19 protein-coding genes are annotated in these 24,201 nt (G+C 68.6%); 4 read left to right on the forward strand and 15 right to left on the reverse strand.

Going from position 1 to position 24,201, the window contains the following annotated elements; all coding sequences use genetic code 11:
• The first annotated feature begins 84 nt into the window (after positions 1–84).
• Positions 85–5,541 carry an alpha-2-macroglobulin family protein gene (locus BYZ73_RS14485; protein WP_112316496.1) on the forward strand — a complete coding sequence of 1,819 codons (5,457 nt, stop codon included), beginning with the start codon at positions 85–87 and terminating at the stop codon, positions 5,539–5,541.
• Positions 5,538–7,571 (forward strand): penicillin-binding protein 1C, encoded by a 2,034-nt coding sequence (gene pbpC, locus BYZ73_RS14490; protein WP_112316497.1) that lies wholly within the window; start codon positions 5,538–5,540, stop codon positions 7,569–7,571. Before BYZ73_RS14485 ends, pbpC begins: the two co-directional genes overlap by 4 nt.
• 97 nt (positions 7,572–7,668) lie before the next feature.
• On the opposite strand, the gene bktB is transcribed toward pbpC, so the two are convergent.
• On the reverse strand, positions 7,669–8,844 hold the full coding sequence (gene bktB, locus BYZ73_RS14495; RefSeq protein WP_112316498.1) for a beta-ketothiolase BktB: 1,176 nt from the start codon (positions 8,842–8,844) through the stop codon (positions 7,669–7,671).
• Between the two features lie 328 nt (positions 8,845–9,172).
• Here bktB and BYZ73_RS14500 point away from each other — a divergent pair, with 328 nt between their 5' ends.
• Both BYZ73_RS14500 and BYZ73_RS14505 read left to right on the forward strand, forming a co-directional pair.
• A complete protein-coding gene (locus BYZ73_RS14500) occupies positions 9,173–10,723 on the forward strand; it encodes an FAD-dependent monooxygenase (protein ID WP_112316499.1) in 1,551 nt (516 codons plus the stop codon).
• The gene (locus BYZ73_RS14505; protein ID WP_075783875.1) at positions 10,720–10,908 is read left to right on the forward strand and encodes a DUF2783 domain-containing protein; all 189 of its coding nucleotides are present in this window, start codon (positions 10,720–10,722) and stop codon (positions 10,906–10,908) included. Before BYZ73_RS14500 ends, BYZ73_RS14505 begins: the two co-directional genes overlap by 4 nt.
• A gap of 79 nt (positions 10,909–10,987) precedes the next feature.
• On the opposite strand, the gene dxs is transcribed toward BYZ73_RS14505, so the two are convergent.
• From dxs to BYZ73_RS14570, 14 genes are all read right to left on the reverse strand, one after another.
• Complete coding sequence (gene dxs, locus BYZ73_RS14510) at positions 10,988–12,910, reverse strand: 1-deoxy-D-xylulose-5-phosphate synthase (protein ID WP_112316500.1); 1,923 nt, start codon at positions 12,908–12,910, stop codon at positions 10,988–10,990.
• A 183-nt stretch (positions 12,911–13,093) separates the two neighbouring features.
• The gene (gene pufC / locus BYZ73_RS14515; RefSeq protein WP_108028276.1) at positions 13,094–14,161 is read right to left on the reverse strand and encodes a photosynthetic reaction center cytochrome PufC; all 1,068 of its coding nucleotides are present in this window, start codon (positions 14,159–14,161) and stop codon (positions 13,094–13,096) included.
• Positions 14,162–14,163: 2 nt separating this feature from the next.
• Positions 14,164–15,132 carry a photosynthetic reaction center subunit M gene (pufM, locus tag BYZ73_RS14520; RefSeq protein WP_108028275.1) on the reverse strand — a complete coding sequence of 323 codons (969 nt, stop codon included), beginning with the start codon at positions 15,130–15,132 and terminating at the stop codon, positions 14,164–14,166.
• Between the two features lie 2 nt (positions 15,133–15,134).
• Entirely contained in the window at positions 15,135–15,989 is an 855-nt protein-coding gene (gene pufL, locus BYZ73_RS14525) for a photosynthetic reaction center subunit L (protein WP_075783879.1), read from the reverse strand.
• A gap of 145 nt (positions 15,990–16,134) precedes the next feature.
• Positions 16,135–16,299 carry a light-harvesting antenna LH1, alpha subunit gene (gene pufA / locus BYZ73_RS14530; protein WP_042458393.1) on the reverse strand — a complete coding sequence of 55 codons (165 nt, stop codon included), beginning with the start codon at positions 16,297–16,299 and terminating at the stop codon, positions 16,135–16,137.
• 16 nt (positions 16,300–16,315) lie between these two features.
• Positions 16,316–16,462 carry a light-harvesting antenna LH1, beta subunit gene (gene pufB, locus BYZ73_RS14535; protein ID WP_042458389.1) on the reverse strand — a complete coding sequence of 49 codons (147 nt, stop codon included), beginning with the start codon at positions 16,460–16,462 and terminating at the stop codon, positions 16,316–16,318.
• A 122-nt stretch (positions 16,463–16,584) separates the two neighbouring features.
• The gene (gene pufQ / locus BYZ73_RS14540) at positions 16,585–16,806 is read right to left on the reverse strand and encodes a cytochrome PufQ (RefSeq protein WP_075783880.1); all 222 of its coding nucleotides are present in this window, start codon (positions 16,804–16,806) and stop codon (positions 16,585–16,587) included.
• Positions 16,803–18,287 carry a chlorophyllide a reductase subunit Z gene (gene bchZ, locus BYZ73_RS14545; protein WP_112316501.1) on the reverse strand — a complete coding sequence of 495 codons (1,485 nt, stop codon included), beginning with the start codon at positions 18,285–18,287 and terminating at the stop codon, positions 16,803–16,805. The genes pufQ and bchZ overlap by 4 nt, the downstream gene beginning before the upstream one ends.
• Complete coding sequence (gene bchY / locus BYZ73_RS14550) at positions 18,287–19,867, reverse strand: chlorophyllide a reductase subunit Y (RefSeq protein ID WP_112316502.1); 1,581 nt, start codon at positions 19,865–19,867, stop codon at positions 18,287–18,289. The genes bchZ and bchY overlap by 1 nt, the downstream gene beginning before the upstream one ends.
• The gene (locus BYZ73_RS24020; RefSeq protein ID WP_281269484.1) at positions 19,864–19,998 is read right to left on the reverse strand and encodes a hypothetical protein; all 135 of its coding nucleotides are present in this window, start codon (positions 19,996–19,998) and stop codon (positions 19,864–19,866) included. The genes bchY and BYZ73_RS24020 overlap by 4 nt, the downstream gene beginning before the upstream one ends.
• Before the next feature lie 10 nt (positions 19,999–20,008).
• On the reverse strand, positions 20,009–21,010 hold the full coding sequence (locus BYZ73_RS14555; protein ID WP_108028272.1) for a chlorophyllide a reductase iron protein subunit X: 1,002 nt from the start codon (positions 21,008–21,010) through the stop codon (positions 20,009–20,011).
• On the reverse strand, positions 21,000–21,947 hold the full coding sequence (gene bchC, locus BYZ73_RS14560) for a chlorophyll synthesis pathway protein BchC (RefSeq protein ID WP_108028271.1): 948 nt from the start codon (positions 21,945–21,947) through the stop codon (positions 21,000–21,002). Before bchC ends, BYZ73_RS14555 begins: the two co-directional genes overlap by 11 nt.
• 120 nt (positions 21,948–22,067) lie before the next feature.
• Entirely contained in the window at positions 22,068–23,213 is a 1,146-nt protein-coding gene (locus tag BYZ73_RS14565; protein ID WP_112316503.1) for a methyltransferase, read from the reverse strand.
• Positions 23,210–24,079, reverse strand: coding sequence for a polyprenyl synthetase family protein (locus tag BYZ73_RS14570; protein WP_112316504.1), 870 nt, complete (start codon positions 24,077–24,079; stop codon positions 23,210–23,212). The genes BYZ73_RS14565 and BYZ73_RS14570 overlap by 4 nt, the downstream gene beginning before the upstream one ends.
• Between the last annotated feature and the right edge of the window lie 122 nt (positions 24,080–24,201).

The raw sequence follows: 24,201 nt of genomic DNA on the forward strand, positions 1-24,201 counted from the left end.
CGATTAACGCGGCCGGGAATCCTTGCCAAATACGCGCGTGACGTGTCAGCATCCCGGCAATTTCAGCCTGACGAGGAGGCCTCGATGGCCCGTTCAGCCGCCCTTCTGGCCCTTGCCCTCACCGCCCTTGCAACCCTGACGACCGGCGCGGCCGCCCAGTCCTTGGCCCAGTCCGAGGGCAGCCCGCTGCCCGACCGCCGCGCCGTGCTGTGGCGCGACATGGACTTTCCGGGCGGCGATCTTCGGACCCTTCTCGACACCAGCTTGCCGGGCTGCCTGCGCGCCTGCCTGAGCGATGCGCGCTGCGCCGCCTTCACCTTCAACGCCCGTTCCAGCGCCTGTTTCCCCAAGTCCCGGGCCGAGGCGCCTACGCCCTATTCCGGGGCCGTCTCGGCCCGGATCGTGGCGACCGACCCGGCGGTTCTCGCCGCCGCCCCGGCCCGCGCGGCCGAACTGGACTTCCTGCGCGCCAGCGATCTGGCCGAGGCCCGCGCGCAGGCCGAGAAACTGCCGCAGGACCATCCGGTCGATGGCGCCACACTGGAGGAACTGCGCCGCGCGGCGACCTCTGCCCGCGCCGCGAACCGCCCGACCGAAGCGCGCCGCCTGCTGGGCGCCGCGGTGGCGCTCAGCGACGATGCCGCCGCCTGGACCGACTATGCCGCCGCCTCGGCCGCGCTGTCGCCCGAGGACAGCAGCGCCCGTGGCGACGCCCTTTCGGCGGCGGTCAACGCCTATCTGCGCGGTGGCGCCCCGGCCGTGCGGGCCCGCGCGCTCGAGGTGATGGCTGGCGCGCTCGAGGATCTCGGCCGTGGCCGCGACATGATCCCGGCGCTGCGGCTGGCCCGGGATCTCGCCCCCCGGGACGAGCTGACCGCGCGGCTGGACGAGGCCATCGGCAAATACGGCTTCCGGATCACCGGAACCGTGGTCGAAAGCGATGCCGCCCGACCCCGGATCTGCGCCGAATTCTCCGAAAACCTGGTCAAGGCCCGGATCGATTACGCCCCCTTCGTGCAATTGCCCGACCCGGGCCTGGCCGTAACCGCCGAGGACCGGCGGCTGTGCGTCGAGGGGCTGAGCCATGGCGAAACCTACCGGCTGACTTTCCGCGCCGGTCTGCCTGCAGCAAGCGGCGAGACGCTGGCCAAGCCCGTGACGCTGACCCAGTATGTGCGCGACCGCAGCCCCTCGGTCCGGTTTCCGGGCCGCGCCTATGTGCTGCCGAAAGCAGGCGGCACCGCCCTGCCCGTCGTCACCGTCAATTCCGACCGGCTCGATCTGACGCTTTACCGGATGTCCGACCGGAACCTACTGCGGTCTGTGCAGAACGGCTATTTCGGCGAGCCGCTGTCGCCCTGGGAGGAAGAGACCGTCTCGACCGATCTGGCCGAAAAGGTCTGGTCGGGAACCGCCGAGGTCGGGCGCGATCTCAACCGCGACGTGACCACGCGGCTGCCGCTCGACGAGGCGCTGGCGGGCCAGCCCGCCGGGATCTATGCGCTGAAGGCCGCGATCCCCGGCGAGGACCCCTATGACGTGCCTGCCGCGACCCAGTGGTTCGTGCTGTCCGATCTGGGGCTTGCCAGCATGAGCGGCACCGACGGGCTGCATGTCTTCGTGCGCGCGCTTGGCAGTGCCGAGCCCAAGGCCGGGGTCAAGGTCTCGCTGCTGTCCCGCGCGAACGAGGTTCTGGGCAGTGCCACCACCGACGAACAAGGCTATGCGCGGTTCGAACCGGGGCTCACGCGCGGGCGCGCGGGCGCGGCCCCCGCCATGCTGACCGCCGAGGACGGGACCGCCGACATCGCTTTCCTGTCGCTGACCGATCCCGAATTCGACCTGTCGGACCGGGGTGTCGAGGGCCGCGAGCCCGCGCCGCCCATCGACGTCTTCCTGACCACCGATCGTGGCGCCTACCGCACCGGCGAGACCGTGCATGCCACCGCGCTGACGCGCGACGACCGGGCCGAGGCCATCGCCGATCTGCCGCTGACTGCGATCCTGTCGCGCCCCGACGGGCTGGAACATGCCCGCCAGCTGTCGCCGGGCGGCATCGCGGGCGGCCATGTCTTCGATCTGGACATCGCCGGAACCGCACCGCGCGGCACCTGGACGCTCGATCTCTATGCCGACCCCGAGGCGCCTGCGCTGGCCTCGTCCAAGATCCTGGTCGAGGATTTCCTGCCCGAACGGATCGACTTCGAGCTGGGCCTGCCCGAGGCAGCCATCGACCCCGCCGCCCCGCCGCTGCTGTCGGTCGAGGCACGCTATCTTTTCGGGGCTCCCGGCGCCGATCTGCCCATCGAGGGCGAGGTGCGCCTGGCCGCCGTCTCGGGTCTGCCCGCCTATCCGGGCTTTGTCTTCGGCCGCTACGATGCCTCGGTCGCGCCCGCGATGGCCGCGATCGAAGGCGCGGGCCGTACCGATGCGGCCGGACAGGCCCGGATCGGGCTGTCGCTGCCCACCCTCAGGACCGAGGGCAAGCCGGTCGAGGCCCGGATCACCCTGCGCCTGTCCGAAGGCTCGGGGCGCCCGGTCGAACGCAGCCTCACCCGCCCCGTCGTGCCGTCCGGCCCGATGGTCGGGATCAAGCCGCGCTTTGACGGCGACCTGCCCGAAGGCGCCGAGGCCGGGTTCGACCTGATCGCGCTCGGGACCGACGGCCGTCCCGAGAACACGCCGCTCCACTGGGCGCTGAACCGGGTCGAGACCCGCTATCAGTGGTACCGCGTCGATGGCGACTGGCGGTGGGAGCCGATCACCACCCGCGAGCGCATCTCCGAAGGCGAGACCCGGCCCGAGGACGGCCGCGCCTCTATCGCGGTGCCGGTGCGCTGGGGGCGCTACGAGCTGGTGGCCGAGCGCCGCGAGGGCGCCTGGGCCGAGGCCGCGGTCGCCTTCGATGCCGGCTGGTACGCGCCCGCCGATGCCAGCACCACGCCCGACATGCTGGAGCTGTCCCTGGACAAGCCCGCCTATCGCCCCGGCGAGACCGCGACGCTGAGGATCGTGCCGCGCCAGGCCGGCAAGGGGCTGGTCACGGTGATGTCGAACCGGCTGATCGACATGGTGCCGGTCGATCTGACCGAGGGCGAGAACGTCCTCCGCCTGCCCGTGACAGACGACTGGGGGTCGGGGGCCTATGTCGCCGCGACCCTGATCCGGCCGATGGACCTGCCCGCGGGCCATAACCCGACCCGGGCGCTGGGTCTGGCCCATGCCGCGGTCGACCCCGGCCCGCACCGTCTGGCCGCCGCCTTCGAGGTCCCGGCCGAGGCCGAGCCGCGCCAGCCGCTCGACATCGCGCTGAAGGTCGAGGGCATCGCTCCGGGCCAAACCGCATATGCCACAATCGCCGCCGTCGATCTGGGCATCCTGAATGTCACGGGCTTTGCCAGCCCCGACCCGGACAATCACTATTTCGGGCAGCGAAAGCTCGGGATGGGACTGCGCGACGTCTACGGGCGGCTCATCGACGGGCTGAACGGCGCCATGGGCACGGTGCGCTCGGGCGGCGACGGCACGGCCGGGATGCGGCGGCAGGCGCCGCCCCCGACCGAGGAACTGGTCGCGCTGTTCTCGGGGCCGGTGACGGTGGGCGCGGACGGGATCGCCCGTGCCCGGCTCGACATCCCGGCCTTCAACGGCACGCTCCGGCTGATGGCGGTCGCCTGGTCGCCGACCGGGGTCGGTCAGGCCGAGGCCGATATCCTGATCCGCGATCCGGTGGTGGTGACGGCAAGCCTGCCGCGCTTCCTCGCGCCCGGCGACGAAGGCCGCCTGCTGCTGGAGCTTGTCCATGCCGAAGGCCCGGCCGGACGGATGCCGCTGAGCGTCACTGCCGAGGGCGTCACCCTCGATCCGGCCGCGATCCCCGAGGCGGTCGAGCTGGCCGAGGGCGGCAAGACCGCGCTGTCGATCCCGATCAAGGCGGGCATGCCGGGGGTTCACCATGTCGAGGTCGCCCTGACCACGCCCGATGGCAAGGTGTTGAGCCGGATCCTGACGCTGCCGGTCGAGGTCACCGACCCAGAGGTCGTGCGGACCTCGCGCTTTACCCTCGCCGACGGACAAAGCTTCACCGCCGATGACGCCTTGTTCGCCGACATGCTGCCCGGGACCGGGCGCGCGACGCTGGCGCTTGGCCCGATCGCGCGGCTCGATGCGGCGGGGCTGCTGGCCGGCCTCGACCGCTATCCCTATGGCTGCACCGAGCAGGTGACGTCGAAGGCGCTGCCGCTGCTCTATCTCGACCAGGTGGCCGAGGCGCTGGGGCTTGTCACCCGCGACCGGCTGGCCGAGCGGCTGGATCAGGCGGTGACCGAGGTGCTGGCCAACCAGTCGCCCTCGGGCGGGTTCGGGCTCTGGGCCCCGGGCGAGGGCGATTTCTGGCTCGACGCCTATGTCACCGATTTCCTGTCGCGCGCCCGCGCGCAGGGCGTGACGGTGCCCGACCGGGCCTTCGGAATGGCGCTCGACAACCTGCAGAACCGGGTCAATTACGCGCCCGATTTCGACGATGGCGGCGAGGATATCGCCTATGCGCTGATGGTGCTGGCGCGCGAGGGCAAGGCCGCGATGGCCGATCTGCGCTACTATGTCGACACCAGGGCCGAGGCCTTCGCGACGCCGCTGGCCGCCGGGCAGCTTGGCGCGGCGCTGGCCGCCTATGGCGACCCGACGCGGGCCGATCTGATGTTCGCCCGCGCCGCCCGGATGATGGCCGGGCGGATTGGCCGGGACGAGCCGCCGGTCTGGCGCACCGATTACGGCACCGACCTGCGCGACGCGGCGGGGCTTCTGACGCTGGCCCTCGCCGCCGGCAGCACCGCCGTCGACCGCGACGCGCTGACCGGCTATCTGGCGGCGACCGACCGGCCGCTATCGACCCAGGAGGCCAGCTGGATGCTGCTGGCCACCCACGAGTTGATCGACCGCCCCGGGGCAGAGGGCTTCACGCTGAACGGCGCGCCCCTGACCGGACCGCTGGTGCGGCTTCTGGCCCCCGGCGATGGCCCGGCGGTGCTGGGCAATGCAAGCGGCCGCGCCGAGACGCTGACCGTCACCAGCTTCGGCGTGCCCGAGGTGCCGGACCCCGCGGGCGGCAATGGCTATGCCATCTCGCGACAGCACTACACGCTGGAAGGCGATCCGGTCACGCTTGACGCCGTGCCGCAGGGCACCCGGATCGTGACGGTTCTGGAGGTCACGCCCTTCTCGGCCGATCAGGCCCGGCTGATGGTCTCGGACCCGATCCCGGCGGGCTTCGAGATCGACAACCCGAACCTGCTTCGAGCGGGCGACATCCGGGCGCTCGACTGGCTTGGCACCACCGCCGAGGTGCAACACAGCGAGGCAAGGCAGGACCGGTTTCTTGCCGCCATCGACTGGGGGTCGGCCGATCCGTTCCGGCTGGCCTATATCCTGCGCGCCACCGCGCCCGGGACCTATCGCGCCCCTGCGGCCAGCGTCGAGGACATGTACCGCCCCGACCGCCGCGCCTGGACCGATGCGGGTCGCGCCAGCGTCACGCCATGAGGGCGCTTCTGCCCGCGCTGGCGGCGGTGCTGTTCCTCGGCGCCGCCGCGCGCGATGCCGTTGACCGCTGGATCGACGCGACCGTGCTGCCGCCGCTGGCCACTGAGACTTCGGTCGAGGTGCTCGACCGGCATGGCACGCTGCTGCGCGCCTATACCGTCGAGGACGGGCGCTGGCGGCTGGCGGCCAGCCCCGACGGGGTCGACCCGCTTTATCTGAAGATGCTCGTCGCCTATGAGGACCGCCGGTTCCGGTCCCATCCCGGCATCGACGCGCGCGCTCTCCTGCGCGCGGCGGGCCAGGCGCTGGCGCAGGGCCGGATCGTCTCGGGCGGCTCGACCCTGTCGATGCAGACGGCGCGGTTGCTGGAAGACAGCGGCACCGGGCGCTGGGCGGGCAAGCTCCGGCAGATGCGGGTGGCGCTGGCGCTGGAACGGCGGATCGGCAAGGACGGCATCCTCGCGCTTTACCTCGCCCGCGCCCCCTTCGGCGGCAATCTCGAAGGCATCGCGGCCGGAAGCCTCGCCTGGTTCGGCAAACCGCCCGCGCGCCTCGGCCCGGCCGAGGCCGCGCTGCTGGTCGCGCTGCCGCAATCGCCCGAAACCCGCCGCCCCGACCGCGCGGCCGACGCCGCCCGGATCTCCCGCGACCGGGTGCTGGCGCGGATGGCAGAGGCGGGCGTTCTGGACCCCGAAACCGCCGCCCGCGCCGCCCTTGTCCCCGTGCCCACGACCCGCCGCCCCTTCCCCGAGCTTGCGCCCCATCTGGCCGACCGCGCCCGCGCCGCCGAGCCGGGGGCGCGGATCCACCGCCTGACCCTCGATGCGGGCCTGCAGGCGCGGCTGGAAACGCTTGTCCGCGACACCGTCCGCCCGATGGGGGCGCGGCTCTCGGCGGCGCTGATCGTGGCCGATCACCGGACCGGCGAGATCCTGGCCGAGATCGGCAGCCCCGATTACACCGACATCGCCCGGGACGGCTTCGTCGACATGGCGGTGGCGACGCGCTCGCCAGGCTCGACGCTGAAACCGCTGATCTACGGCCTCGCCTTCGCCGAGGGGCTCGCCCATCCCGAAACCCTGATCGAGGACCGCCCGACCGCCTTCGGCACCTACCGCCCGTCGAATTTCGACGGTCGCTACCGTGGCACCCTGCCGGTCCGCGCCGCCCTTCAGGCCTCGCTCAACATCCCCGCCGTGGCCCTGACCGAGGCGCTGGGCCCGGCCCGGCTGCTGGCCCGGCTGAAACGCGCGGGCGCTGGCCCGGTCCTGCCCGACGGCCCGCCCGGGCTCGCCATCGCGCTGGGCGGGCTCGGCCTGACGCTCGAGGACCTGGCCCGGCTCTATGCCGCCCTGGCCGAGGGCGGGCGCCCGGTGCCGCTTTACTGGCGCATCGGCGCTGCGCCCGCCGCCGACGGCCCGCCGGTGCTGACCCCCGAGGCTGCCTGGCAGGTCGCCGACATCCTGCGCGGCGTACCCGCGCCCGCCAGCGCGCCGCAAGGCCGGATCGCCTTCAAGACCGGCACCTCCTACGGCCATCGCGACGCCTGGGCGGTGGGCTTCGACGGGCGCCATGTGGTGGCGGTCTGGATCGGCCGCCCCGACGGCACCCCGGTACCGGGCGCCTTCGGGGCCGACCGCGCGGCACCGCTGCTGTTCGACGCCTTCGCCCGACTCGGGCCGCCCGAGGCGCTGCCCCCGCCCCCGCCCGGCACGCTGATCGCGGCCAACAGTGCCCTGCCCGCGCCGCTCCGCCGCTTCGCCCGGCCGGGCGAGAGCCCCGGCACCGACCCGCTGCGCCTGGCCTTCCCGCCCGACGGCGCCGACCTGACGCTCGACGGGGCGCCCCTTGCGGTCAAGATCGAGGGCGGCACGCCGCCCTTCACCCTGCTGGCCGATGGCCGCCCCCTCGCCACCGGCCTCCGGCACCGGACCGCCGCCCTGCCTGCGCCGGGGCCGGGCTTTGTGACGCTCTCGGCCATCGACGCCGCCGGGCACGCCGCCCGCGCCCGCCTGCACCTGACCGACTGACAGCCCCTGTTTTCTTCTTGGCAAAAATACCCGAACCGGCGCGCCCGGCAGGGGCGCGCCCCAGTGACGGAATGGCCCCGAAGGGGCCTCCGCCGGATCAGATCCGTTCCAGCGCCAGCGCGATCCCCTGACCGCCACCAATGCACATGGTCACCAGCGCGCGCCGCGCCCCGGTCCGCTCCAGTTCGTAGATCGCCTTGACCGTCAGGATCGCGCCGGTCGCCCCGACCGGATGGCCCAGCGCGATGGCCCCGCCATTGGGGTTCACCTTCGCCGGGTCGAGCCCCAGCATCCGGCTGACCGCCAGCGCCTGCGCGGCAAATGCCTCGTTGCTTTCGACCACGTCGAACGCGTCCGGCGCCAGACCGGTCCGCGCACACAGCGCCTCGACCGCGGGCACCGGCCCGATCCCCATCACCTCGGGCGCCACCCCGGCATGGGCATAGCCGACGACCCGGGCCAGCGGCACCAGATCGGCCGCCCCGGCCGCCGCCTCGCGCGCCAGAACCAGCGCCGCGGCCCCGTCATTGAGGCCGCTCGCATTGCCCGCCGTCACGCTGCCGTCCTTGCGGAAGGCGGGCCGGAGCGCCGCCAGCGCCTCGGGGCTCGTGGCCTTGGGGTGCTCGTCGACCTTGAAGGCGACGGTCTCGCGCCGCTTCTGCACCTCGACCGGAACGATCTGGGCGTCGAACCGGCCCTCGGCGATGGCCCAGGCCGCACGCTCCTGGCTCTGCATCGCGAAGGCGTCCTGATCGGACCGCGACACGCCATGGGCCGCGGCCACATTCTCGGCGGTCACGCCCATATGGCCGGTTCCGAACGGGCAGGTCAGCGCCCCAAGCATCATGTCGGCGGCGGGCGTGTCGCCCATCTTCCGGCCCCAGCGCGCGTCCGGCAGGATATGGGGCGCGCGGCTCATGCTTTCGGCCCCGCCCGCCAGCCCGAAATCGGCCTCGTTCAGCATCAGCGCCTGCACCACCGACACAATGGCCTGCGCCCCCGACCCGCACAGCCGGTTGACGTTCATCGCGGGCACCGTGTCGGGCACGCCCGCCTCCAGCGCCGCGACCCGGCTGAGATACATGTCGCGCGGCTCGGTATTGATGACATGCCCGAAGGCCACATGCCCGACCCGGTCGGCCGGAAGCTTCGCGCGCGTCAGCGCGGCTTTCGCCACCGTCGCGCCCAGCGCAATCGGCGCTACGCCCGCCAGGCTGCCCCCGAAGGTGCCGATCGCGGTCCGCGCGGCCCCCAGGATCACAATTCCGGTCATTGTCGGCCTCCTCCCCTCATCCACCGGTGCGGCGGGCTCTCTGCCACGCGGCGCCCCGGCCCCGCTGCCAGCCTGATCCCGGCGGGGCTGTAAATCTAGTGTGAAAAAACCGGTTGCAGTGACCAGTCGAGTAGCAGAGGTTAACGCCCGAACAGCGGATAAGAACAAGAACCGGTGTGGGAGACTGCGATGAGGAGAGGGGCCGTCCGCGGCGACCTGAGGGTCGCGCCGGAATCGTTGCCTTCTTTCGCCTCCCGATCCGGCAAATCCGCCGACGCGTCGGCATCCCGGGCCTGTCCCTGCCCGGTCCGCCGGTGGAGGATGCGTGATGCCCTATGACTACAAGCCGCTTCCCTATTCCGCGCCGCCCGGGCTGAGCGGACCCGAACCGCGCCACCGCGTCGTGGTGGTCGGCGCGGGGCCGGTCGGGCTGGCGATGGCGCTGGATCTCGCGCGTCTCGGCATCGCCTCGGTGGTGCTCGAGGACAAATCCTCGGTCATGGTCGGCTCGCGCGCCATCGTCTGGTCCGAGCGCAGCCTGCAGCTTTTCGCGCGGCTCGGGATCGTCGATCAGGTGATGGCCCGCGCCGTACCCTGGAGCATCGGTCGAATCAGCCACGGCGATGACGAGATCTTCAGCTTCGACATGGCCGGGACGACCACCGGCCGCTTCCCGCCCTTCGCCAATCTGCAGCAATACCATATCGAGGACATCCTGATCGCGCGCGCGCTGGCCGAGCCGCTGATCGACCTGCGCTTCCGCAACCGGCTGACCGGCGTCGACCAGGACGAGACCGGGGTCGAGCTGTCGGTCAAGACACCCGACGGCCCCTACAGGCTTTCGGCCGACTACCTGCTGGCCTGCGATGGTGCCCGGTCGCTGACGCGCGCGCTGATGGATCTGGATTTCGAGGGCGAGTTCTACGAAGAACGCTTTCTGGTCGCCGATATCGAGATGGAGGCCGATTTCCCGGCCGAGCGCTGGTTCTGGTTCGACCCCTCGTTCCATTCCGGCCAGTCGGCGATGCTGATGCCCCAGGCCGACAATGTCTACCGCATCGACCTGCAGCTGGGGCGCCTGGCCAATGCCGGGGAAGAGGCGCGGCCGGACCGGGTGATCCCGCGCATCCAGGCGGTGGTGGGCCCCGATTTCGATCTGGAATGGGTGTCGATCTACACCTTCCAAAGCCGCAGGCTGGCCGAGTTCGTGCATGGCCGGGTGATCTTTCTGGGCGATGCCGCGCATCTGGTGCCGCCCTTCTCGGCCCGGGGCGCCAATGGCGGGTTGCGGGATGTCGAGAACCTGGGCTGGAAGCTGGCCGCCGTGCTGGAAGGCCGGGCCGACGAGCGGCTGCTGGACAGCTACAACCGCGAACGGGTGCAGGCCGCCGACGAGAACCTGCGCGACTCGGCCCGGGCCGCGAGCTTCATCTCGCCCGCCCCGGGGGTCGAGCGGCTGTTTCGCGACCAGGTGCTGACGCTGGCCCGCGAGACCGCCTTTGCCCGCGAATGGGTCAATGCCGGACGGCTGGCCGTGCCCTGCATCTATGCGACCGGCGCACCCGACGACCCGCGTCTGCCGGACGAGGCCCGGCCCGGCGCCGCGGCGCCCGAGGCGCGGATCGGCAATGGCTGGCTGCTGGACCAGATCGGCCCCGGGCCGACGCTGCTGGCGATCAACTGCACGGCCCCCGACGGGCTGCAAATTCCGGCGCTGTCGGTGCGGGCCGATCCCGCGCTTCGGACCCGCTATCTGGGCGATGCCGAGCGGGCGCTGTATCTGATCCGGCCCGATCTGGTGGTGGCCGCGCGCTGGGTGACGGCCGAGCCCCGGGCGGTTTCGGCCGCCATCCGGGCGATGTGGGAGGGACGGGAATGAAACTGATCACCGACCCGAACCTGCCCGACCATGACGGGTTCTTCGCCGAGCTTCTGGCCGCCCATAGGGGCCTCTCGGATGCCGAAAGCCAGGCGCTGAATGCGCGGCTGATCCTGATTCTCGCCAATCATGTCGGCGACCGCGAAACCCTGACCGAGGCGCTGGACCTCGCCCGGGGCCGCTGAGGGCCGGAACAGGTTTCCCGACAGAGGAAGGGCCCCGCCCGGTTTCCCGGACGAGGCCCCTTCGCGGAGAGATAATGGTTCAGGCGCTGGCCTGGCCGAACTGGCCGGGCGCGACACCCAGGGCTTGCAGCGCCGTCGCGGCGATGTCCTGCGCGGTCAGCTGCGCCTCGGCATACATCTCGGCCGGGCTGCCCTGTTCGATGAAGGCATCGGGCAACGTCATGGTCCGGATCGCCAGCCCGCGATCCAGCCGCCCGGTCCGGGCCAGCCAGTGCAGGACGAGCGCGCCGAAGCCGCCCTCGGCGCCATGCTCGACGGTGATCAGCGCCTCGTGCTCTTTCGCCAGTCGGGCGATCAGATCGGTATCGAGGGGCTTGGCAAAGCGCGCATCGGCGACGGTGACGGAAACGCCCCGCGCCTCCAGCGCGTCGGCCGCGGCCAGGCAGTCGACCAGCGGCGCCCCGAAGGACAGAAGCGCGACCTTGCTGCCTTCGCGCACGACACGGCCCTTGCCGATCTCGAGGATCTGCCCGCGCTCGGGCATCTCGACGCCCATCCCTTCGCCGCGCGGATAGCGGAACGAGATCGGGCCCTCGTCATAGGCCGCGGCGGTCGCGACCATGTGGCGAAGCTCGGCCTCGTCGCCCGCGCCCATCACCACCATGCCCGGCAGGTTCGACAGGAAGGCCACGTCGAAGGCGCCCGCATGGGTCGAACCGTCGGCGCCCACCAGCCCGGCGCGATCGACGCAGAAGCGGACCGGCAGCTTCTGCAGCACCACGTCATGGACGATCTGGTCATAGCCCCGCTGCAGGAAGGTCGAATAGATCGCGACGAAGGGTTTCAGCCCCGAGGCCGCCATGCCGCCCGCGAAGGTCACCGCGTGCTGTTCGGCAATGCCCACATCGAAGACCCGTTTCGGGAAACGGCTCTGCAGGATGTCGAGCCCGGTGCCCGAGGGCATCGCCGCGGTGACGCCGACGATCTTGGCGTCGCGCGCGGCTTCGTCGGTCAAGGTCTGGCCGAAGACCTTGGTGTAGGAGGGCGCGTTGCTGGAGCTTTTCTTCTGCGCGCCCGAGGCCACGTCGAATTTCGCCACGCCATGGCCGCGGTCGGCCGAGCTTTCGGCCGGTTTGTAGCCCTTGCCCTTGACCGTGCAGACATGGATCAGCACCGGCCCCGAGGCCCGCGCCCGGGCGGCGCGCAGCACCGTCAGCAGCTGGCCCATGTCATGGCCGTCGATCGGGCCGATATAGTCAAAACCCAGTTCCTCGAAGAGCGTGCCGCCGCCGGGGAAGCCGGTGACCAGCTGACGCGCGCGGCGGGCGCCCTCGCGGATCGGGCCGGGAAGGGCCGCCTCGAAATCCTCGGCCATGTCCTTGAGCTTGCCCAGCGGCGTCTCGTGATAGAGCCCAGAGAGATATTTCGACATCGCGCCCACGGGCGGGGCGATGGACATCTCGTTGTCGTTCAGGATCACGAACAGGCGGCGCTTTTCATGGCCCGCGTTGTTCAGCGCCTCATAGGCCATGCCCGCGCTGATCGAGCCGTCGCCGATCACGGCGATGGCGTCGCCCGTGGGCTGGCCCATGTCGCGGCCGACGGCAAAGCCGAGCGCGGCCGAGATCGAGGTCGAGGAATGGCCCGCGCCGAAGGCATCGTATTCGCTTTCCGTGCGCTTGCAGAACCCGGCCAGCCCGCCGCCCTGACGCAGCGTGTGCATGCGGTCGCGGCGCCCCGTGAGGATCTTGTGCGGATAGCACTGGTGGCTGACGTCCCAGACCAGCTTGTCGAAAGGCGTGTTGAAGACAGCATGAAGCGCGACCGTCAGTTCGACGACCCCCAGCGACGAGCCCAGATGCCCGCCGGTCTGGGCGACGACCGAGATGACCTCTTCGCGGAGGTCCCGCGCCAGCAGCGTCAGGTCGGTCTGGCTCATGCCCTTGAGATCGGCCGGACCGGCGACACGGTCCAGAATCGGGGTCGGAGGCTTGACTGTCATGGGTCGTCTCCCGCGCGTTTCCAGTTTGAAAAAAAGCGCCGTGTGGTCTGTTCCCCACACGGCGCCAGTGTCCTGTGTCTGACAGGAAGGGAACCGGGGTGTGGAGGCCCCGAATACCGGGCCCCGCCAGGGACCCGATGAGGGGAAGGGGCGGCTCTCGCGCGCCGCCCCTTCGAAGTCAGATCATTCCGCCGGAGCGGCCAGCTCGGGCCATTCGGCGACCATGTTCTTGCCGTTCAGCGGGCTGATGACGCCCATGTGGCAGGTCATGCAGTCGATCTTGGCCGATTCATGCCCCAGGATCTCCGAGCGGGGCTCGTAATAGGTCTGGTTCATGTCGATCGACATTTGCTGCGCCAGAGTCGTCACCGACCATTGCGGCGTCACCTGGGTCGGGTCGTAGAAGGCCCGGGTGTTGTGGCAGTAGACGCAGCCGACGTTCAGCGCGTTGGCCTGATGGTTCATCAGGCTGTAGGTGCGCTCGGCATTCTGCCAGGTCGGGTCGCCCGGTTGCTGGTCGACGCGGCTTTCGGTGTCGGTGACCTTGATGGTCTCGCCGTCAAGCAGCAGTTTTTCCAGCGCATCCACCGGCAGCGAGGTGAACTGGCTGTCGGTGTACTTGCGACCCACCATCAGGCGGTTCTGCACACCGGACCAGCTTTCCATGGCGCTGTTGACATTGCCGGACTTCATCCACGAGCCGGGAGGGGTCGGCTGACCCCGGTGGCAGGTGTAGCAGTTCACGCCCTTGCCTTCGGAGGCAAGGTTATGCGTGTCCCACGAGTCGTTGAGGTACTGGGTCGCCTCGATGCAGTTCTTGGTGATCGCCAGCGTGGTCTGATCGACCTCGCCATTGTCGTAAAGCACCACATCCATGCCGACCCAGGCGCTCATCGCCTTGGTGAGCTGGTCGAAGTTGGCCTGGTCCATGTCGCCGAAGGCGATGACGCTGTCGCCGTAGGCCTCGGCCGCGGTCGGGGTGCCTTCCGGCGCCTCGACCCGGTCGAAGACCTGGTACTCGGCCTCGTAGACATCAAACTGCGGGTTGTCCTTGACGAACTTGGACACCGCCATGCCGATGCCGCGGGGGCCGGTCTGCTGGTCGATGGTGGCATTCGGGTTGCCGAAGGCCACGATGATCGCAGCCACGGCCACTGCACCGCCCACAGTCCCCACGAGGATCGCCGGACCCATCAGGTCGGTCGGGTTCTCCTCACTCCATTTGAAGAACCATTTCGGGAACTTAAGCATGATCAGCCTCCTTGCCCGACATAGGCGTCAATGCCGTAGGGCTGGGTGTACTCCGTGACGAAGTTGTGCTCCTGGGCCCAGATGAACCAGTTGTCGACGACAGTGCCCGTGAGCAGGATGCCGATCCCGCCGGTCAGCGGGGTCAGAACGGCGAACCACCACGCCCAGCGGTGGATGCCTTCCATGGTGGCGTTGAAGCCCATGGTCCAGCGCCAGAACAGGGCGGCACGCTCGGACGCGGTCCCGCGGTCGTAGATCTGCTCCAGCTCGCGGTCGCCGCCGAAGCGGGTCACGGCGAGGATGGTGCCGCCATGCATCGCGAAGAGCAGGGCCGAACCGTAGAGGAACGCGATCGAGAGCGCGTGGAACGGGTTGTAGTAGAGGTTGCCGTACCGGATCGAGAAGGCGGTGGTCCAGTCGAGGTGCGGGAAGATGCCGTAGGGCACCATTTCCGACCAGGAGCCCATCAGCAGCGGGCGGAAGAAGCCCAGCACCATGAACAGCCAGATCGCCGACAGGAACGCCCAGGCAATGTGCTTGCCCATCTTGTGCTCGACGGCGAGCATGTAGGTCCGTGCCCACCAGGCCCAGACCGAGATCAGCAGGAAGAAGCTGGCGACCATGTACCAGCCGCCTTCCTTCAGCGGCGGAATGCGCAGGCCGTATTCCGGCGAGGGCGGCTCAAGCGCCAGCCAGAAGCCCTGACGCAGGAACTGCACCAGCGACCAGTCGACCTGGGCCAGCATGTTGAGCCCGATGATGAGGAACGCGAAGGCGCCCGCGATCACCGAGATCACACCGGTATAGCCCAGATAGATCGGGCCGAGCTGCGCATTGCCGAGCCAACCGAGGATGGAGAAGTGGCCGATACCGGCGGCACGCTCTTCCATCATGTTGTTCTCGTTGTCCATGCCCCAGTCGCCGGGACCCTGGACCTGCACCTGGGTGAAGATGTTCTGATATTCAGCCATGGTTACATGCTCCCCTGGACAGCCGGAATGGCTTCGGGCCAGATCGGCAGGTTGCTCCACCAGGTCCACCATTCGGGCCAGCCCTCGGTCCAGAGCGGACCGGAGATGATGATGCAGACCGCCGAGAAGAAGACCGCGTTGATGGCCAGAAGCCAGCCGGCGCGGTGGATCCCGAGCGTCCCGATCGAATAGCCGATGAGGTCACGGAAGAAGCTGTCTTCGTGATCCGGCGTTTTCGCCTCTTCACCCTTTTCGGGGTTGCAGGCCGACAGGATCAGACCACCATGCAGCGCGAGCGCCAGACAGGTGGCGAAGAACAGCGACACGCCCAGCATGTGGAACGGGTTATAGTGGAAGTGCAGGTAGTGGTAGCCGGTGTTCGACACCCAGTCGAGATGGGTGAAGATGCCATAGGGGAACGCATGCCCCCAGGCGCCCATCAACATCGGGCGGAACACTTGCAGCGTCACATAGGCGAAGATCGCCACGCTGAAGGCGATCGGAATGTGGTAGCCGATGCCGAGCTTGCGGCAGATCTCCACTTCGCGAAGAGCCCAGCTCACGAACGCGCCGATAGCGCAGAGCGTGATGAATTGCCAAAGCCCGCCCTCGGCGAGCGGCGCGATGCTGAGCCCGTAGCTGAGATCCGGCGGCGCGATGTGGATCTTCAGCGGGTTGAATGTCCCCTGAAGCGCGGCGCCCCAGAAGATCATGGCGGTTCCGAGGGTGGCGAAGAAGATCGTCGTCACTCCGAAGAAGCCCACAAAGAAAGGCCCCACCCAAAAGTCGAACAGATCGCCACCGATGAGCGTCCCTCCACGGACGCGATACTTTCTCTCAAAACTGAGCAGTGCCATCGTCTGTCTCCGCAAATGGCGGCCGTGTCCGTCCGGGCCTCAGCCGTCCTTGTTCTTGAGATTGCCGCGGGCGGGAGATCGGGGCTCCCGCCCGCAGCGTTTGGTGTCACTTCCGACTGCTCACATCCGGAAGCCACGAGGACGCTTACGCGCCAGCGGCTTTCTCGGCGGCGATGGTCAGCCAGTTGAAGTAGTCCGTGCTGAGCAGGACGAGGTGAATCATCACAGCCAGCAGGAACAGGAAGACGCCCTGCGCAACGAGCACGCGACGGGGGTCGAAGATCATCCAGATCTTGTAGAATTTAGCCATTTCTCAGGTCCTCTTCTCAGAGCCACGGGCGCCAGATGTACACTGCCAGGTGAGCCAGAACGGCGACGGCCGAGAACAGCCAAAGCCCGCTCATGTAGACAGCGTGAATTTCTTGCGCCTGCTCGTCGGTCAGACCGGTGAACGACACGTCAGATTCAGCCATTAACTTTCCTCCGGATCGTCAGACTGATGCCGCGCACCCCGGCGGCCGGGTCCCGACAAGGTTTTATCCCTGCCAGCTATTCGCCCAACCGGGGGGTGGGCGAATTTCGGAACTCCACCTTTTCAGGCAGAGAAAATCATGGGGGTGATGATCCGCGCCTGGCTCCAGGCGCGGGCGATCGGCCCCTTGGTCTTCAGGTCGCCCTGCCGGACCATCGCCAGGAAGGAGGCGATGAAGGCCAGCGGCAGCGCGGCGATGAAGATAATTGCGAAATAGACCATGAACTCCGCTTTCGGCGGGCGATGGGCACGTACCAGGTGGACGTCGGAAGTCTGGTCAGTCATTTCGACTCTCCTTTCGAAGAAGGGCGGGCGAAGCCGGCGGGCGCAAGCGCCTCGACGGTCTCGAGAACAACGCGCTCGGCCCCTTGCTCAAGCGCGGCCTTCTCGGCGGCGTCGCGCAGGGATTTCGCGGCAGAGATGCGGGTCAGCACCGGGTGCTCGGCCACGATACGGTCGAGCAGCGCCTGGGCATCCTGGTCCCAGGGGAAGTCGCGGCGAAGCCGGGTAGGCGTTGCGGAGGCCGAGTCCATCTCGGTCCCGAGCGGAAGGATATGGAAGAGCGCGTCGAACAAGGAATTGCACACTTCCTGAACCAGATACGTCGCACCGGCGTACCCCATAAAGGGGGTGCCCGTCGCGCGCCGGATCGCCGCACCGGGGAACCCGGCGGGGATGAAGGCGGGCTTGGGGCCGTGACCGGCGGACAGCTCGGCGAGATAGATCTTTTCGTTGATCGAGCCGAAGACGACCAGCGGCCGTTTCTGCCCCATCAGCGCGCGAACCTCGGCATTGTTGGTCTTTGCGCCGCGTTTGCGGGCCACTGCAAAGGCGCAGGGCAGACCCAGATCGGCCTCGAGGAAGTGCCGGACGCCGCGCGCATATGTCTCGTTCGCGACGATGGCGAAGCTGGCCGTCGCAAAGAAGTCCTGCGTGACAGACCGCCACAGGTCCCAGACCGGCTTGATCGTCGAGTGCTTTTCGCGCGCGATGAAGGGCTCGGGGTCGAGCCCCAGCATCTCGCCCAGCTTGCGCAGGAACTTCGTCGTCGAATCGATTCCGATGGGCGCCTGCAGATAGGGCTTGCCCAGAACCTCGGCGAGACCCCGGCCGAACTCGCGATACATCACGACGTTCACGTCGGCATTCACCAGGTTCCGCATCTCGGCCACATGGGCGCCGAGCGGCATCACCATGTTGACCTCGGCGCCGATGCCTTCGACCAGACGCCGGATCTCGGCGAGGTCCGAGGGCATGTTGAAGACGCCATACATCGGCCCGAGGATGTTCACGCGGGGCTTGGCCCCTTCTTCGCGCGGCTTCTCGGGCGGCATCCGGCCCTTGGTCATGCCGAATTCGGTGAAGATCCAGGTCATCGCCCGGTCCGCCGCTTCCCATTGATCCTCGTCGATGGTGCGCGGCAGGAAGCGCTGGATATTGGTGCCCTGGGGCGTGACGCCGCCGCCGATCATCTCGGCGATGGACCCGGTGACGACCACCGCCGGAAGCGCGGGATCGAGCGTCTTCCAGGCGCGTTTCATCGCGCCCTCGGTGCCCTCGCGGCCCAGTTCTTCCTCACCCAGACCGGTGACGACGATGGGCAGCTCATGCGGGGGCAGCGCGTCGGTATAGTGAAGGACGGAGGTGACCGGCAGATTCTCGCAGCCGACCGGCCCGTCGATCACCACTTGCAGGCCTTTGGTGGCACAGAACGCATAGACTGCGCCCCAGTACCCCCCTGCCCTGTCGTGATCCAAGACCAGCATCAGATCATCTCCTGCGCCTTCTCGGCGCGACGTTTCTTGTCCAGTTTCTTCTGATGGAGAGCGCGGAACTCTGGGTGGAGATTCGGATCTCCTTCCCACACCCCCGCAGTGTCTCCCTCGCCGACACCTTCGAAGAATTCCTTCATCGACGCCATGCGTCCCTTGTTCGCAATGGCCGCGTTTACCACTTGCGCAAGGCTGCCCGCGCCCGCCGGACCCATCAGCGGACGGGCCGAGATGAGATTCGTGAAGTAGAGCGACGGAATGCCCAGCTCCTTGGCGTGCTGCACCACGGGCGTGGTGCCGACGGCCAGATCGGGTTTGATCGCGTCGACCGCCGCCTTGTCGTCTTCCAGAGAGGCCCGGAAGACCACCTTGACGCCCTTCGATTCGAGCCAGTCCCGGTCGGCCTCGGCTTGCTTCGTTTTGGGGCAAGCCGTTCCGACATAAGGAATATTCGCGCCGGACTCGATCAGCAGACGGGCCACCAGCAGCTCCGAGCCCTCATAGCCCGACAGCGTGATCGTGCCCTTGACCGGGGCACCGGCCAGCGCGCCACGGATGGCGGGCAGGAACATGTTCTGGGCCTTGGCGACCGTGTCGGCGGGCAGCCCGAAGGCGTCGCCGATATTGGCCAGCCAGGCGGCTGTGCCATCATGTCCCACCGGGGCCGACCCAACTATCGGGCGACCTGCCGCGTCGAATTCACGCATGGCGGCAGTATAGAACGGATGGATCGCCGCCACCGCGCCGCAGTCGAGCGCGGCGTAAAGCTCGCGCCATTCGCGGGCCGGGACGACCGGGCCACAAGCCAGCCCCAGCGGGTCGAGCATCTGCCCGATCACGATGGGATCGGCCGGGAACATCTCGCCCAGAAGGGTCACGGTCGGACGATCCGAGACGCCGCCTTCGGGGGCAGCAACGGGACCGGCCTCGATTTCCTTGCGGGCGTAGTTCAGCATCGCGCCCGCTAGAACGTCCTTGGCCTCGGCATGGGTCGGCACGCCGAATCCCGGCACGTCGATGCCGACGATTCGCACGCCGTTGATCTCGTCGGGCAGAAGCCGGAGCGGCACGCCCGAGGCGGTCGGCACGCAGAGATTGGTCACCACCACCGCGTCATAGCGGTCGGGGTCGGCCAGCTCGTGCACCGCGTCGCGGATATCCTCGAACAGCTTGCCGGTGACCAGCGTTTCGGAACTGAACGGCACATAGCCGATGGACCGCCGCGCCCCGTAGAAGTGGGACACGAAGGACAGCCCGTAGACGCAGCAGGCCGAGCCCGACAGCACGGTCGCCACACGGCGCATCCGAAGCCCCACCCGGAGGCTGCCGAAGGCCGGGCACATGCTTTGCGGCCGGTCGTGCGGGCCTTGCGGATAGTCCTTTGCATATTGGTCGAGGATGTCCGAGGCGCCCGCCGCGCGGGCCGCCTTCTCCATCTCGGCCGCTCCGGCATGGCACCCCATGCCATCGCCCAGACGAGGGTCGGCGCCTTCAGGAGCGTTTCCGGGCTCCCGGGGCGTGCCCTCGATCACCTCTGCGGTGTGGGCCTCGTCATATCTGACCTCTTCGGTCATGCGTCCTCCAGTTCGCGCGAGGGCGCGGCCGCCTCGACGGCCGGCGCCTCCTGGACTTCTGCGATTTCCGCGGGTTCATGGTCCTCGTCGTGATGCGAGAGGGCCTCAAGCACGTTGTCCCAGCGGGACATCTGGTTGAGATCAAACATCGTCATAGACCACTTCGAGAGATTTCTTGGGCTTGGCGTTCTTGCCGCGCATGTCAGCATCGGTCGCCGGTTGCAGCTCGAAATCGGCGCCCACATCCTCGGGGGCGAACAGCCCCAGCAGACCGTCATTGGTCAGCGGCGCCGGACGGATCGGCGGCGCCTCGGCCACGGCCGAGGCAAGCCCGGCGAAGAGTTCGCCCCAAGGGCCGTCATGGGTGCCGACGATCTGGTAGTTGGCCGATTTCCGGCGCAGCTCCTCGTCCTGCGGGATCGCCGCCAGAACCGGGATATCGACCGCCTTGGCAAAGGCCTGCGCCTCGCCGGTGCCGTCATCCTTGTTGATGACCAGCCCCGCGACGCCCACGTTGCCGCCGAGCTTGCGGAAATATTCCACTGCCGAGCAGACGTTGTTGGCGACGTACAGCGATTGCAGGTCGTTCGACCCGACCAGAATCACCTTCTGGGCCATGTCGCGGGCGATCGGCAGGCCGAAGCCACCGCAGACCACGTCGCCCAGGAAGTCGAGCAGCACATAGTCGAAATCCCAGTCATGAAAGCCCAGCTTTTCCAGCAGCTCGAAGCCGTGGATGATGCCCCGCCCGCCGCAGCCGCGACCGACCTCGGGTCCGCCCAGTTCCATCGCGAAGACGCCGTTGCGCTTGAAGCAGACATCGCCGATGGCGACCTCTTCGCCCGCGAGCTTCTTCTTGGTCGAGGTCTCGATGATGGTCGGGCAGGCCTTGCCGCCGAACAGAAGCGACGTGGTGTCCGATTTGGGATCGCAGCCGATCAAGAGGACGCGCTTGCCCATTTCGGCCATCATGTTCGAGAGGTTCGCCAGCGTGAAGGACTTGCCGATGCCGCCCTTGCCATAGATCGCGATGATCTGCGTCTTCTTGGTCGGCTCGGTCACGGGGATTTCGTCCAGCGGCTCGTTGGCTTCGTCACGCAGGCGCTGGTCGATGTCTTTGATATTCGGGACGTCAAGCGTCATGAACGGCTCCCCAGTTCAGGATCATTTTCAGACAGGCAGGATCGTTGAAGGCGGTTTCGTAGGCTTCTGCGGCCTTTTCCGCCGGGACGCTGTGGGTAATCAGTTCCCCCAGCGACAGCGCGCCCGATTCCACGAGCTGGCGCGTTGCAATCAGGTCCTCGCGTTCCCATTCGGCGGCAATGCGCAGCCGGGCCTCCTTCATGAAGGCGGGCGGGAAGGCGAAGGAAATCGGATCGGTATAGAACCCGGCCAGAACCACCTCGCCGCCCTTGGCGATGCGGGTGATCAGCATATCGAGCAGCGAGCCGACGCCCGAGGCGTCATAGATCGTGCGATAGTCGCGGCGCGGGTCGTTATCGGGGTGCAGCACCTCGTAGCCCATCGCGCCGCCCTGCCGGTCGGGATTGATTTCCCAGACGGTGGGCGCGGGGGCGCCGGCGGCGATGGTCAGACGCGCCAGCAGGCGGCCGAGGACGCCATGGCCGACGATCAGTTCGGGCATCTTCTTGTCGACACCGGCCAGCGCATGGCGCGCGGTCGCGGCCAGCGCCAGCAACGCGCCTTCCGGCCCGAGGCCGGGGTCGATCCGGGTCACGCGGCTGGCATCGGTGACCAGCCGCCGGGCCGAGCCGCCGAACAGGCCGCGCGCGCCTTCATAGCAGTTGGCGCCGGGGACGAAGATGTGTTCGCCCACCTTGAAGTTGGTCTCGGACCCGGCCTCGATCACTTCGCCCGCGGCCTCGTAGCCCGGGACCAGCGGATAGCCCATCCCCGGAAAGGGGGGCATGTTGCCGGTATAGAAGAGCTTCTCGGTGCCGGTGGAAATGCCGGAATGGGAAATCTCCACCACCAGGTCCTTCGGTCCGGGCGCCGTCAGGCCGAGTTTCCCGAGGCCGATTTCCCGGGGCCCCCGGAGGATGACCGCCGTCGTCTCCATGGACATTTCCCTTCCTGACGCTTGCCCGCTTGGGCGGGACTCACTCATTGGTGATTGGCTCTTGTCAGTTTATTTAGACAGGCCCAAGTGTCAACTTTTTTAGACAGCTTGGGCCGAGCATTATGTCGCCCCGGGCTTTCGGCCCACCACAACCGACGTGACATAGGACCGGTGGGTCCGGGGCATCTCAACCCCTTGGAATCCGGCCTCTTTCATCATTTCCGCCAGGCGCTCCGGGGACCGCGCGCGGCCGGTTCCCATCGCCATGCAGTAGAATGCGAAATATGCGTCGCCCGACCGATTGGGATGCGCGCCGCCCGCCATCGGCTCGGAAACGACCAACCGGCCGCCCGGCGGAAGGGCGTCGAGGATCTTGCGCATCAGCGCCATGACCGTCTCGTCGGCATGGTCGTAGCAGACCCGGACCAGCGACACCGCGTCGGCGCCCTCGGGCAGCGGATCGTCGCGGAAGCTGCCGCCCCGCACCGTCACGCGGTCGGCCATGCCCAGCGCTCGGAACCGCTCTTCGGCGGCCGGCACCACGGCGGGCAGGTCGAACAGCGTCATCTTCAGATCGGGACAGGCCGCCCCCACCGCCGCCAGAAAGGCGCCGGTGCCGCCGCCCACATCCATCAGCCGGGTGACCCCGTCGAACCGGATCGCGCGCAGGGTTTCTTCGGCGACCAGCGCCTGGCTGTCGGCCATGAGCTTCGAATAGCGCTGGGCGGTTTCGGGGTTTTCCGCAGCCCCGGCCCCGAAGACATAGGGCCAGAATCGCGCCAGTTCGGTCTCTTTCTCGCCGCGCAGCACCGCAAGCGGATCCTGCATGTCGCGATAGAAGACGTCGTGATGGCGGATCATGTCGACCACGCCCGGCGCGCCCATCAGCGCGGCGCCCAGCGCCGACAGCTGATAGCCGGGCCCCACCCGGTCGAACAGCCCAAGCGCGACGCCCGCCTGCATCAGCGCCTCCATCCGGTCGACCGGAATCGCCGCGCGATGGGCCAGCGCCGCAAGGCTTTGCGCCTCGTCGCAGGTGGCCTCCAGCAGATCAAGCTCGACCACGGCCCACAGAACCTGGCTGTAGACGAAGCCCGAGACCAGATCGAACATCCGCTCGCCCTCGCAGCGGACATGGCCCCGTGTCAACGGAAAGCGGCTGGCCCAGCTCTGAAAACCGCGGTCCGCGATCTTGCGATTGCGCCAGCGACGCCAGCTGAACCCGCTTGGCCGCGCGGGCCCGGTCCCCGAAACGGTGTCGGTCATTCTGCGGGCAGACGCGCGGGTTCGGGGATCAGCCGTTCGGCCATGTGGCGCACCATCTGCGCCAGATCGGCCTCGCCCGGACAGGAGGGAATCGAGGCGATGGCGCCCGAAAGGATGTCCCGGAACCGCTGCACCGCGCCCTCGACGCCCAGCTCGGTCACGGCGCTGGGGCGGCCATGGGCCTCGTCCTGACCGGCGGGCTTGCCCATCTCTTCGGCGTCGAGCAGCGCGTCCTTCAGATCGTCGGCCACCTGGAAAGCCTCGCCGATGCGGTCGCCCAACTCTTCCCAGGGCTCGGCCGGCTGGCCTGCCGCCACCGCGCCCATGCTGGTCGCGGCGATGAACAGCGCCCCGGTCTTGGCCCGGTGATAGGCGGAAAGGTCGATCTGATCCTCGCTTTCCCAGCCCTGCCCCGCGCAGATGCCATAGGGCATGCCAGTGCGCTGGCCGAGGATGCGGATCAGTTCGACCGCGCGGGCACAGTCGTGGTGGGCAGCGCGCGCGATCACCTCGAAGCCCGCCACGATCAGGCTGTCGCCGGTCAAAAGCGCCAGCGGCTCGCCATAGGCCTTGTGCAGCGCGGGCTTGCCGCGGCGGATGTCGGCATCGTCGAAACAGGGCATGTCGTCATGCACGAGGCTCGCACAATGGATCAGCTCGATGGAAATGGCGGCGGCATCGGCCAGCGCCGGGCGGTCGTCGCCGCAGGCGCGCGCCACATTGAGGCAGATCGTCGGACGAATGCGGGCGCCGCCGGGCGTCAGGGCATATTCGAAGGCCGATGCCAGTTTGCCGGGCGCGGCCCCTGCCTGCCCCTCGGCAATCGCCTGCCGCATCGCGGCCTCGATTCGCGCCGAAATGTCCATGAACGGCTCTCCAATGCTTGGTCCGCCGCCCCTCCACGCAGCTGTCAGGACGGCGAGACATTCACGATTGTAAATCAGGGTGGACAGTCTATGGTCCCGAGTCAACATTCCTTGAGGTGGAT

The organism is Rhodovulum viride, from assembly GCF_003265965.1.
In the GTDB taxonomy this organism is placed as follows: Bacteria; Pseudomonadota; Alphaproteobacteria; order Rhodobacterales; family Rhodobacteraceae; genus Rhodovulum; species Rhodovulum kholense.

Excerpts from the sequence above, each read along its gene's own strand:
- BYZ73_RS14485 (WP_112316496.1), top strand. The coding sequence starts at position 85 with ATGGCCCGTTCAGCCGCCCTTCTGGCCCTTGCCCTCACCGCCCTTGCA.
- pbpC (WP_112316497.1), top strand. The coding sequence starts at position 5,538 with ATGAGGGCGCTTCTGCCCGCGCTGGCGGCGGTGCTGTTCCTCGGCGCC.
- bktB (WP_112316498.1), bottom strand. The coding sequence starts at position 8,844 with ATGACCGGAATTGTGATCCTGGGGGCCGCGCGGACCGCGATCGGCACC.
- BYZ73_RS14500 (WP_112316499.1), top strand. The coding sequence starts at position 9,173 with ATGCCCTATGACTACAAGCCGCTTCCCTATTCCGCGCCGCCCGGGCTG.
- BYZ73_RS14505 (WP_075783875.1), top strand. The coding sequence starts at position 10,720 with ATGAAACTGATCACCGACCCGAACCTGCCCGACCATGACGGGTTCTTC.
- dxs (WP_112316500.1), bottom strand. The coding sequence starts at position 12,910 with ATGACAGTCAAGCCTCCGACCCCGATTCTGGACCGTGTCGCCGGTCCG.
- pufC (WP_108028276.1), bottom strand. The coding sequence starts at position 14,161 with ATGCTTAAGTTCCCGAAATGGTTCTTCAAATGGAGTGAGGAGAACCCG.
- pufM (WP_108028275.1), bottom strand. The coding sequence starts at position 15,132 with ATGGCTGAATATCAGAACATCTTCACCCAGGTGCAGGTCCAGGGTCCC.
- pufL (WP_075783879.1), bottom strand. The coding sequence starts at position 15,989 with ATGGCACTGCTCAGTTTTGAGAGAAAGTATCGCGTCCGTGGAGGGACG.
- pufA (WP_042458393.1), bottom strand. The coding sequence starts at position 16,299 with ATGGCTAAATTCTACAAGATCTGGATGATCTTCGACCCCCGTCGCGTG.
- pufB (WP_042458389.1), bottom strand. The coding sequence starts at position 16,462 with ATGGCTGAATCTGACGTGTCGTTCACCGGTCTGACCGACGAGCAGGCG.
- pufQ (WP_075783880.1), bottom strand. The coding sequence starts at position 16,806 with ATGACTGACCAGACTTCCGACGTCCACCTGGTACGTGCCCATCGCCCG.
- bchZ (WP_112316501.1), bottom strand. The coding sequence starts at position 18,287 with ATGCTGGTCTTGGATCACGACAGGGCAGGGGGGTACTGGGGCGCAGTC.
- bchY (WP_112316502.1), bottom strand. The coding sequence starts at position 19,867 with ATGACCGAAGAGGTCAGATATGACGAGGCCCACACCGCAGAGGTGATC.
- BYZ73_RS24020 (WP_281269484.1), bottom strand. The coding sequence starts at position 19,998 with ATGTCCCGCTGGGACAACGTGCTTGAGGCCCTCTCGCATCACGACGAG.
- BYZ73_RS14555 (WP_108028272.1), bottom strand. The coding sequence starts at position 21,010 with ATGACGCTTGACGTCCCGAATATCAAAGACATCGACCAGCGCCTGCGT.
- bchC (WP_108028271.1), bottom strand. The coding sequence starts at position 21,947 with ATGGAGACGACGGCGGTCATCCTCCGGGGGCCCCGGGAAATCGGCCTC.
- BYZ73_RS14565 (WP_112316503.1), bottom strand. The coding sequence starts at position 23,213 with ATGACCGACACCGTTTCGGGGACCGGGCCCGCGCGGCCAAGCGGGTTC.
- BYZ73_RS14570 (WP_112316504.1), bottom strand. The coding sequence starts at position 24,079 with ATGGACATTTCGGCGCGAATCGAGGCCGCGATGCGGCAGGCGATTGCC.